Below are 9,989 nucleotides of genomic sequence, written 5' to 3'. Positions count from 1 at the left end.
TAAAATTTGTCAAAAAAACTGTTGCCATTCCAGGTTTATGACGACTTTTGGAAGTAAAAATCCATCCATTATCTTTATAATCAGGATTGAATCTTATATGTTGGTGATTTAACTCAATTTCCTCTTTAAGAATTTCTATAGCCCTTTTAGATAATTGGACATTTTGGTAACTTTGTAAGTTTTTTACATTACCTTCATAGCTATTTTCTGCAGCTCCTCCGTGAGTGGACTGACTAATGATGATATTTTGCTTTTCAAAATATTGATAGGCACCAATATTTTGGAGTTTTCGACTCTGTAAGTCAACAGGGCCATTAGTTAGAATACCTATTGGGATGCGGTTTTTATGTAGAGCCAGCAGTAGTTGATGTATCTCAGGAATCATCGTAATCTGATCGAGTTCATATTCATAGTCAGCTTGGAAGTCTAGAGCTTCTGTCCTAGAAATACTATCGATGCCAAATTCTTCCATAGTCTTCTGACAGCGAAAAATTCTAAGCTGCTCAATACTGATGAGTTTTTTCGTGTATTTAGGAAAAGCAACATCAGACCAACATCTGAAACGTTTGTAAATGTTATCTATTTGTTGGATATCAATCGTTGGAAAACATTTCTCAACGCTACGTTTAAAGGGGAGTTGATGGTCATAAAGAGTGTCATCAAGGTCAAAAACAATATTTTTATAAGTCATAATTCTAGTCCGCTTTTAAAATAGTAGTGTACTGGCTAAATTCCTCTAAGTGTTGAGGGCTAATCTGGTTATCTGTAATGATGGTATCGAGTTGATCTAGATTATAGAAGTTAAAGAAATCGTATCGATCGAATTTAGTACTGTCTACTAATAAGAATTTTTCTACAGCATTGTTTAGGGCAAGTTGTTGAATCACACCTTCCTTGTCACTATATGTAGCAATAGAATTATGGGTAACAGCATTTGCACTAACAAAAGCTTTGGCAAATCTAATTGCTTTTAAATTTGTCGAAGCCATTGAACCTACAAAAGCTCCAGTTATTTCTCTATATTCACCGCCAAGAAGCAATAAATCAATGGTTTCGCTATCATTTAGAATCAAGAACACAGGGAGACTATTTGTAATGACACGAATTTTATAACCTTTACGACCTTTCAATTCTAATGCCAGTTGTTCAAGTGTAGTTCCGGGTCCAATAAAAATAGTATCGCCATCTTTGATTAAAGAGCAGGCTTTTTTAGCAATGTCAATTTTTTCTTTTGTATTTAGACTTTTCTTCTCGATATGTGTCTTTTCAAGTGGCTTTTTAGAGGAAAGCAATTGTGCACCACCATGAGTACGTGTTAAAAGTCCATCAGCTTCTAGAGCATCAAGGTCTCTACGGGCTGTCATATCGGAAATATCTAGTTCATCTATTATTTCTTTTATGGTTATGGTCCCATCAATCTTTAACATATCTAAAATTTTTTCTAATCGTCGTTTTTTGTTCATATGAAGACCCTTCTTTCATAAAGTAATTTTTTTCCAAAGATAATTCTCTTTTAATTGTATCATAAAAGACAATATTTTCAAGGTAAAACAAACAATTTCAAACAAAAACAAATGTTAGATGATGAAATAAGAACAGTGGATTGACGTATATTAGCTTAGGTCAGATTTTGTATAAGACGAAAATAAAGTAGGACCTCTTAATCAGTAAGTTATAGAAAGTAAAAGACTTTTGTAATACTTGAATAGATATTTCACGTCCATTTTGTGATGGATTAAATGAACAAAAATGAACAATAATTTAACGGTGTTATCTATTTTTTAAAAAAACAAATAAAAAAAACAAAAAATAAACAAAAAAAGTGTTGCTTTTTGTTTGAATGCTTGATATTATATAAACAAAGAAATGATGAAAACGTTTTTTCGAACATTTTGCAAAATGTTTTCTACTTCTACGTAGCATTTCTTTCTAAAATTTAGGAGGTGGTCAAAATGGCTATTGTTGTTGGTGCAGATCTCAAAGGTACGAGATTAAAAGATGTTGTGAAAAATTTTCTTGTAGAAGAAGGTTTTGAGGTAATTGATGTGACTAAGGACGGACAAGATTTTGTTGATGTTACCTTGGCAGTTGCCTCTGAAGTAAATAAAGATGAGCAAAACTTAGGTATTGTAATTGATGCTTATGGAGCTGGTCCATTCATGGTAGCAACTAAAATTAAAGGTATGGTTGCAGCAGAAGTTTCAGATGAACGCTCAGCTTATATGACACGTGGACATAACAATTCACGAATGATTACGGTTGGCGCTGAAATCGTCGGTGATGAGCTTGCTAAAAACATCGCTAAAGGTTTCGTCAATGGTAAATATGATGGCGGACGTCATCAAATCCGAGTAGATATGCTTAACAAAATGTGTTAAGAAAAGGAGTTAAGGAATGAGAATCGCAATTGGATGTGACCACATTGTCACAGATGAAAAAATGGCAGTATCAGAATTCTTGAAATCAAAAGGACATGAGGTCCTTGATTTCGGGACATATGACCACGCACGTACTCACTACCCTATCTATGGTAAAAAAGTCGGTGAAGCAGTAGTAAGTGGTCAAGCAGACTTGGGAGTATGTATCTGTGGTACAGGTGTCGGCATTAACAATGCAGTCAATAAAGTTCCAGGTGTTCGCTCAGCGTTGGTTCGTGATATGACATCAGCTATATATGCAAAAGAAGAGTTAAATGCGAATGTTATCGGTTTCGGTGGAAAGATTACTGGTGGTCTTCTTATGAATGACATCATTGAAGCTTTCATTGAAGCTGAGTACAAACCAACAGAAGAAAATAAAAAATTGATTGCAAAAATCGAACACGTTGAAACACATAATGCACATCAAGCAGATGAAGATTTCTTTACAGAATTCCTTGAAAGATGGGACCGTGGTGACTACCACGATTAAGGTATAACAAATGATTCTGACAGTCACACTAAATCCTTCAGTAGACATCTCTTATCCTCTAGAAACATTGAAAATTGATACAGTGAATAGGGTGAAAGATGTTAGTAAGACAGCTGGTGGAAAAGGCTTAAATGTTACTAGAGTCTTGTATGAATCTGGTGATAAAGTTACTGCTACAGGTTTCTTAGGTGGTAAAATTGGTGAATTTATTGAAAGCGAATTAGAACAATCTCCTGTTAGTCCAGCTTTTTATAAAATCTCAGGAAACACTAGAAACTGTATTGCTATCTTACACGAGGGTAACCAAACAGAAATTTTGGAACAAGGACCAACAATTTCTCATGAAGAAGCAGAAGGCTTTCTTGACCACTATAGCAATCTTATTAAACAATCAGAAGTTGTGACAATTTCAGGAAGTTTACCTTCAGGACTTCCCAACGATTATTATGAAAAACTTATCCAACTTGCTTCGGATGAAGGAGTAGCAGTCGTTTTGGATTGTTCAGGTGCACCTCTTGAAACAGTTCTAAAATCGTCGGCTAAACCTACTGCCATCAAACCTAATAATGAGGAACTTTCACAGTTGCTTGGAAAAGAAGTAACAAAAGATATTGAAGAACTCAAAGACGTTCTTAAAGAGTCACTTTTTAGTGGTATCGAATGGATAGTGGTCTCATTAGGTCGAAACGGTGCCTTTGCAAAACATGGTGATGTTTTCTATAAGGTAGATATTCCTGATATCCCAGTTGTTAATCCAGTCGGATCAGGGGACTCAACGGTAGCTGGTATTGCATCAGCTTTAAATAGTAAAAAAAGGGACGCTGACTTATTAAAACATGCGATGACATTGGGTATGTTAAATGCTCAAGAAACAATGACAGGGCATGTGAATATGACTAATTACGAAACACTAAACTCACAAATTGGAGTAAAAGAGGTATAAAAATGGTACTTACAGAACAGAAACGCAAATCTTTGGAAAAAATTTCAGATAAAAACGGTGTTATCTCAGCTTTGGCATTTGACCAACGTGGTGCTTTGAAACGTTTGATGGCACAGTATCAAGATACAGAACCAACTGTAGCTCAAATGGAAGAACTAAAGGTTTTGGTTGCTGATGAACTTACAAAATACGCTTCTTCAATGTTGCTTGACCCTGAATATGGACTTCCAGCAACAAAAGCATTGGATAAAGAAGCAGGTCTTCTTCTTGCCTATGAAAAAACAGGTTATGATACATCAAGTACAAAACGTTTGCCTGACTGCTTGGATGTTTGGTCTGCAAAACGTATCAAAGAGCAAGGCGCTGATGCCGTTAAGTTCTTGCTTTACTATGATGTAGACAGCTCAGATGAACTTAACCAACAAAAACAAGCTTATATTGAACGTGTTGGTTCTGAATGTGTCGCTGAAGATATTCCTTTCTTCTTGGAAATCCTTGCTTATGATGAAGAAATCTCAGATGCAGGTTCTGTTGAATATGCAAAAGTGAAACCTCGCAAAGTCATTGAAGCGATGAAAGTTTTCTCTGATCCACGCTTTAACATTGATGTTCTTAAAGTAGAAGTACCAGTTAACGTTAAATATGTCGAAGGTTTTGCTGATGGTGAAGTGGTTTACAGTAAAGCTGAAGCTGCTGACTTCTTTAAAGCACAAGAAGAAGCGACTAACCTTCCATACATCTACCTAAGTGCAGGTGTATCTGCTAAATTGTTCCAAGAAACATTGCAATTTGCTCACGACTCAGGTGCCAAGTTTAATGGTGTGCTTTGTGGACGTGCTACTTGGGCAGGATCTGTAGAACCTTACATCAAAGAAGGTGAAAAAGCAGCACGTGAATGGTTGCGTACTACTGGATTCGAAAATATTGATGAACTTAACAAAGTTCTTGTTAAAACAGCTAGTCCATGGACTGATAAAGTATAGTAAAAACATAAAACGGAGGATATTGTTATGAACAGAGAAGAGATGACTCTCTTAGGGTTTGAAATTGTTGCTTATGCTGGAGATGCTCGCTCTAAACTTTTAGAAGCGCTTAAAGCGGCTGAAAATGGTGATTTCGCTAAGGCAGATAGTCTTGTAGTAGAAGCAGGAAGCTGTATTGCAGAGGCTCACAATTCTCAGACAGCTATGTTGGCTCGAGAAGCTTCTGGGGAGGAACTTCCATACAGCGTTACTATGATGCATGGTCAGGACCACTTAATGACTACTGTCTTATTAAAAGATGTGATTCATCACCTCATCGAACTTTATAAAAGAGGAGCAAAATAATGCATAAACTCATTGAACTTATTGAGAAAGGGAAACCGTTCTTTGAGAAAATCTCTCGAAACATCTATCTTCGTGCTATTCGTGATGGATTTATCGCTGGTATGCCAGTCATCCTTTTCTCATCTATCTTTATCCTTATTGCCTATGTCCCAAATGCTTGGGGATTCCACTGGTCAAAAGACATTGAGACCTTCTTGATGACTCCTTATAGCTATTCGATGGGTATCCTAGCATTCTTTGTTGGTGGTACTACCGCTAAAGCTTTGACGGACTCAATGAACCGTGACCTACCTGCGACCAATCAGATTAACTTCTTATCTACGATGCTAGCGTCTATGGTAGGGTTCCTTTTGATGGCAGCTGAGCCTGCAAAAGAAGGAGGCTTCTTGACAGCCTTCACGGGAACAAAAGGTCTTTTGACAGCATTTATTGCAGCCTTTGTGACAGTTAATGTTTACAAGGTCTGTGTGAAAAATAATGTTACTATTCGTATGCCTGAAGAGGTTCCACCAAATATCTCTCAAGTATTTAAAGACTTGATTCCATTCACTGTATCGGTTGTTCTCCTTTATGGATTTGAACTTATTGTTAAGGGAACTCTTGGTGTAACCGTTGCAGAATCAATCGGTACCCTTCTTGCTCCTCTCTTCTCAGCTGCAGATGGTTACCTTGGAATTACACTTATCTTTGGTGCTTATGCCTTCTTCTGGTTTGTTGGTATCCACGGTCCTTCAATTGTCGAACCAGCAATCGCTGCTATCACTTATGCCAATATCGATGCCAACTTGCATCTTATCCAAGCTGGACAACATGCAGATAAAGTTATCACTTCTGGTACTCAAATGTTTATTGTTACCATGGGTGGAACAGGAGCTACATTGATTGTTCCATTCTTGTTCATGTGGATTTGTAAATCAGAACGTAACCGTGCCATCGGACGTGCCTCAGTTGTTCCAACATTCTTTGGGGTTAATGAGCCAATCTTATTTGGTGCACCAATCGTATTGAATCCGATTTTCTTTGTACCGTTCATTTTCGCTCCGATTGTCAACGTTTGGATCTTTAAATTCTTTGTTGACACATTGAACATGAACTCATTCTCTGCCAACCTTCCATGGGTTACTCCTGGTCCGTTGGGAATTGTACTCGGTACTAACTTCCAAGTTCTATCATTTATCTTAGCCGGACTCTTGGTAGTTGTTGATACTATCATTTATTACCCATTTGTTAAGGTATACGATGAACAAATTCTTGAAGAAGAACGTTCTGGTAAAACAAACGATGCTCTTAAAGAAAAAGTAGCTGCAAACTTCAATACTGCTAAAGCAGATGCCGTTCTTGGAAAAGCAGGCGTTGCTAAAGAAGATGTAGCAGCAAACAATAATATCACAAAAGAAACTAATGTCCTTGTTCTTTGTGCAGGTGGAGGTACAAGTGGCTTGCTTGCCAATGCCTTGAACAAAGCAGCAGCAGAATACAATGTTCCAGTCAAAGCGGCAGCGGGTAGTTACGGTGCTCACCGTGAAATGTTGCCAGAGTTTGACTTGGTTATCTTGGCTCCACAGGTCGCTTCAAACTTCGATGATATGAAGGCTGAAACGGATAAATTGGGCATTAAACTTGCAAAAACTGAAGGAGCTCAATATATCAAATTGACACGTGATGGACAAGGTGCTCTTGCATTTGTTCAACAACAGTTTGATTAATAAATTTGTAAAAGTTATTTGAGACGAGATTATTCTTTCAGTTCCTTATAATATTGTTAACCATATCATTGCATTTCATTTCCTTGGTTTCCGGAACTCAGAATATCGTCTCAAATGCTTTTTTTGAAAGGATTTATAGTTATGACTAAAACACTTCCTAAAGATTTTATTTTTGGTGGTGCTACAGCTGCTTATCAAGCAGAAGGTGCGACTCACACGGATGGTAAAGGCCCAGTTGCATGGGATAAGTATCTTGAAGACAATTATTGGTACACAGCAGAGCCTGCAAGTGATTTTTACCATAAATATCCTGTTGATTTAGAATTAGCTGAAAAATATGGCGTTAATGGTATTCGTATTTCAATTGCCTGGTCTCGTATTTTCCCAACTGGCTATGGCGAAGTAAATGAAAAAGGTGTTGAATTCTACCATAATCTTTTTGCCGAGTGCCACAAACGTCATGTTGAGCCATTCGTGACTTTGCACCACTTTGACACACCAGAAGTTCTTCACTCAGATGGAGATTTCTTAAACCGCGAAAATATAGAACACTTTGTAGATTATGCCGCTTTCTGTTTTGAAGAGTTCCCAGAAGTAAACTACTGGACAACTTTCAATGAAATTGGCCCAATTGGAGATGGTCAATACTTGGTTGGTAAATTCCCTCCAGGCATTCAATATGATCTTGCCAAAGTCTTCCAATCACACCACAATATGATGGTTTCTCATGCACGTGCTGTGAAATTGTATAAAGATAAAGGTTATAAAGGCGAAATTGGTGTAGTACATGCGTTGCCAACCAAATACCCTTATGATCCAGAAAATCCAGCAGATGTTCGTGCCGCTGAGTTAGAAGATATCATCCATAACAAATTTATCTTGGATGCAACCTACCTTGGACACTATTCAGATAAAACGATGGAAGGGGTCAACCACATCCTAGCTGAAAATGGTGGAGAACTTGATCTTCGTGATGAAGACTTCCAAGCACTTGAAGCAGCTAAAGATTTGAACGATTTCCTTGGTATCAACTACTACATGAGTGATTGGATGCAAGCCTTTGATGGTGAGACTGAAATCATTCACAATGGTAAGGGTGAAAAAGGAAGTTCTAAGTACCAGATTAAAGGTGTTGGTCGCCGAATCGCACCAGATTATGTGCCTAGAACGGATTGGGACTGGATTATTTATCCTGAAGGCTTGTATGACCAAATCATGCGAGTGAAAAATGATTATCCAAACTACAAGAAGATTTACATCACTGAAAACGGTCTTGGATACAAAGATGAGTTTGTAGATAATACCGTTTATGATGATGGTCGTATTGATTACGTGAAGAAACACTTGGAAGTTTTATCAGACGCAATTGCGGATGGTGCAAATGTTAAAGGTTACTTCATCTGGTCACTTATGGATGTCTTCTCATGGTCAAACGGATACGAAAAACGTTATGGACTATTCTATGTAGACTTTGACACGCAAGAACGCTATCCTAAGAAATCAGCTCATTGGTATAAGAAAGTAGCAGAAACTCAAGTGATAGAGTAATATTACTTGAAAATGTAAAAAATTGTTATCCGATACTTTAGAAAAAGTACAACACTTATTTAGACCAGGCTTTGAAAAGGTATATATTGTTAGTTTCGAAGATTGTCCTATGATTCCTGAGCTTGAAGCTACCCCGTTGCTAAAATGTGGTAAATGGTATGTTTCAACTGGAAAAGAGTGGATTTGCCATTCTGATTTAGAGTTATCAGCATTTGAATGGGAATTTTTACAATCACTCGATGTAGAAATACGTGAGACTATTCACTTCGAGGTAAATTATTTGCCTTTCCAATAATAAAAAGAAAGGAATTAGTTGTGACTATCGAATTAAAAAACGAGTATCTTACTGTTCAGTTTAAAACACTTGGTGGTCAACTGACTTCGATTAAAGACAAGGATGGGATAGAGTATCTCTGGCAAGCTGATCCAAATTATTGGAATGGACAGGCGCCTATTCTATTTCCTATCTGTGGTAGTTTACGAAATGATTGGGCTATTTATAGACCTCAAGAAAGACCCTTTTTTACAGGTCTTATTCGTAGACATGGTTTTGTTCGAAAAGAAGAATTTATTCTGGAAGAAGTCAATGATAATAGCGTGACCTTTAGTATTAAACCAAATGCTGAGATGCTTGATAATTACCTATATCAGTTTGAACTGAGAGTTGTTTATACCTTGAATGGTAAATCAATTAGAACCGAATTTCAGGTAACGAACTTGGAAATGGAAAAAACAATGCCTTACTTTATTGGAGCCCATCCAGCATTCAATAGTTCTTTAGTAGAAGGTGAAAACTATGAGGATTATTATATTGAATTTAGTGAGGTTGAGTCTTGCTCGATACCAAAGAGTTTTCCTGAGACAGGATTATTAGATTTGCAAGATCGGACACCTTTTTTGGAAAATCAAAAAATTCTCGATTTGGACTACTCACTTTTTTCCCATGATGCCATTACACTTGACCAGCTCAAGTCTCGTAGCGTAACGCTTCGGTCAAGGAAGTCTGGTAAAGGTCTTCGAGTAGATTTTGATGATTTTCCGAACTTGATTCTGTGGTCTACAACTAATAAAAGTCCATTCATTGCTTTGGAACCTTGGAGTGGTCTCTCCACTTCACTTGAAGAAGGTAATTTCTTAGAAGATAAAAGACAGGTAACGAAAATTTCACCTCAAGAAACTTCTAGAAAAATCTATGATATTACTATCCTTAATTAAAATTTGTTATTATTTGAGTCTTCAATAAGATTTGAATACTCTTACCTTGTGATGATAGATTGGTCTTCTCCGTGCCAGTCTTACATCGCAAGGTTTTTAAGTTTTTTGTGGGTCTATGTCAACTGTAGTGGGTGACGAAAAGCTAATATCTAAAGACAGTCTGGTAGTAAAAAATAAGATTATTTACTACTTCTTGATTTAAAATAATAGTGGAGCCATTAATTTGTGGCAAATTTAATTTAATATTTTGCCTCAAATTAGCCACACTTTTTATAGAACTAAGAGGAAAAATGAAATTTTCTTCCTATTCTAATTGCTGGTTTCTTTTACGTAGTTCTA

The 9,989-nt window shown here is 36.9% G+C and carries 11 protein-coding genes; 9 read left to right on the top strand and 2 right to left on the bottom strand.

From position 1 onward, the window contains the following. Positions 1–691 (bottom strand): HAD family hydrolase (locus HMPREF2731_RS00055; RefSeq protein WP_070872033.1); only part of this gene is annotated, 691 nt, incomplete at its 3' end. Positions 692–695: 4 nt separating this feature from the next. Continuing rightward, positions 696–1,463: a DeoR/GlpR family DNA-binding transcription regulator gene (locus HMPREF2731_RS00050; RefSeq protein ID WP_002290556.1), complete on the bottom strand. Its 768-nt coding sequence runs from the start codon at positions 1,461–1,463 to the stop codon at positions 696–698. A 489-nt stretch (positions 1,464–1,952) separates the two neighbouring features. Between HMPREF2731_RS00050 and lacA the strand changes: the two genes are divergently transcribed. From lacA to HMPREF2731_RS00005, 9 genes are all read left to right on the top strand, one after another. Then, a complete protein-coding gene (gene lacA, locus HMPREF2731_RS00045) occupies positions 1,953–2,378 on the top strand; it encodes a galactose-6-phosphate isomerase subunit LacA (protein ID WP_002290555.1) in 426 nt (141 codons plus the stop codon). A gap of 16 nt (positions 2,379–2,394) precedes the next feature. After that, the gene (gene lacB / locus HMPREF2731_RS00040; protein ID WP_002290554.1) at positions 2,395–2,910 is read left to right on the top strand and encodes a galactose-6-phosphate isomerase subunit LacB; all 516 of its coding nucleotides are present in this window, start codon (positions 2,395–2,397) and stop codon (positions 2,908–2,910) included. A 10-nt stretch (positions 2,911–2,920) separates the two neighbouring features. Continuing rightward, positions 2,921–3,853, top strand: coding sequence for a tagatose-6-phosphate kinase (lacC, locus tag HMPREF2731_RS00035; RefSeq protein ID WP_070872030.1), 933 nt, complete (start codon positions 2,921–2,923; stop codon positions 3,851–3,853). Between the two features lie 2 nt (positions 3,854–3,855). Further along, complete coding sequence (gene lacD, locus HMPREF2731_RS00030) at positions 3,856–4,836, top strand: tagatose-bisphosphate aldolase (RefSeq protein ID WP_002290551.1); 981 nt, start codon at positions 3,856–3,858, stop codon at positions 4,834–4,836. A 27-nt stretch (positions 4,837–4,863) separates the two neighbouring features. Then, positions 4,864–5,181 carry a PTS lactose/cellobiose transporter subunit IIA gene (locus HMPREF2731_RS00025; RefSeq protein WP_002290550.1) on the top strand — a complete coding sequence of 106 codons (318 nt, stop codon included), beginning with the start codon at positions 4,864–4,866 and terminating at the stop codon, positions 5,179–5,181. Beyond that, positions 5,181–6,887, top strand: a complete 1,707-nt coding sequence (locus HMPREF2731_RS00020; RefSeq protein ID WP_002314444.1) for a lactose-specific PTS transporter subunit EIIC — start codon at positions 5,181–5,183, stop codon at positions 6,885–6,887. Before HMPREF2731_RS00025 ends, HMPREF2731_RS00020 begins: the two co-directional genes overlap by 1 nt. A gap of 141 nt (positions 6,888–7,028) precedes the next feature. Continuing rightward, positions 7,029–8,435, top strand: coding sequence for a 6-phospho-beta-galactosidase (gene lacG / locus HMPREF2731_RS00015; RefSeq protein ID WP_002290548.1), 1,407 nt, complete (start codon positions 7,029–7,031; stop codon positions 8,433–8,435). 22 nt (positions 8,436–8,457) lie between these two features. Continuing rightward, a complete protein-coding gene (locus HMPREF2731_RS00010; protein ID WP_002305107.1) occupies positions 8,458–8,730 on the top strand; it encodes a DUF3884 family protein in 273 nt (90 codons plus the stop codon). Between the two features lie 20 nt (positions 8,731–8,750). Beyond that, positions 8,751–9,650 carry an aldose 1-epimerase family protein gene (locus tag HMPREF2731_RS00005; protein ID WP_002314446.1) on the top strand — a complete coding sequence of 300 codons (900 nt, stop codon included), beginning with the start codon at positions 8,751–8,753 and terminating at the stop codon, positions 9,648–9,650. Positions 9,651–9,989 lie beyond the last annotated feature (339 nt).

It is taken from the genome of Enterococcus sp. HMSC072F02, from assembly GCF_001837725.1.
In the GTDB taxonomy this organism is placed as follows: domain Bacteria; phylum Bacillota; class Bacilli; order Lactobacillales; family Enterococcaceae; genus Enterococcus_B; species Enterococcus_B lactis.
This window is presented reverse-complemented; position numbering and strand designations above follow the sequence as displayed.

Bases quoted from the DNA above. Each gene is read 5' to 3' on its own strand.
- HMPREF2731_RS00050 (WP_002290556.1), bottom strand. From the start codon at position 1,463: ATGAACAAAAAACGACGATTAGAAAAAATTTTAGATATGTTAAAGATT.
- lacA (WP_002290555.1), top strand. From the start codon at position 1,953: ATGGCTATTGTTGTTGGTGCAGATCTCAAAGGTACGAGATTAAAAGAT.
- lacB (WP_002290554.1), top strand. From the start codon at position 2,395: ATGAGAATCGCAATTGGATGTGACCACATTGTCACAGATGAAAAAATG.
- lacC (WP_070872030.1), top strand. From the start codon at position 2,921: ATGATTCTGACAGTCACACTAAATCCTTCAGTAGACATCTCTTATCCT.
- lacD (WP_002290551.1), top strand. From the start codon at position 3,856: ATGGTACTTACAGAACAGAAACGCAAATCTTTGGAAAAAATTTCAGAT.
- HMPREF2731_RS00025 (WP_002290550.1), top strand. From the start codon at position 4,864: ATGAACAGAGAAGAGATGACTCTCTTAGGGTTTGAAATTGTTGCTTAT.
- HMPREF2731_RS00020 (WP_002314444.1), top strand. From the start codon at position 5,181: ATGCATAAACTCATTGAACTTATTGAGAAAGGGAAACCGTTCTTTGAG.
- lacG (WP_002290548.1), top strand. From the start codon at position 7,029: ATGACTAAAACACTTCCTAAAGATTTTATTTTTGGTGGTGCTACAGCT.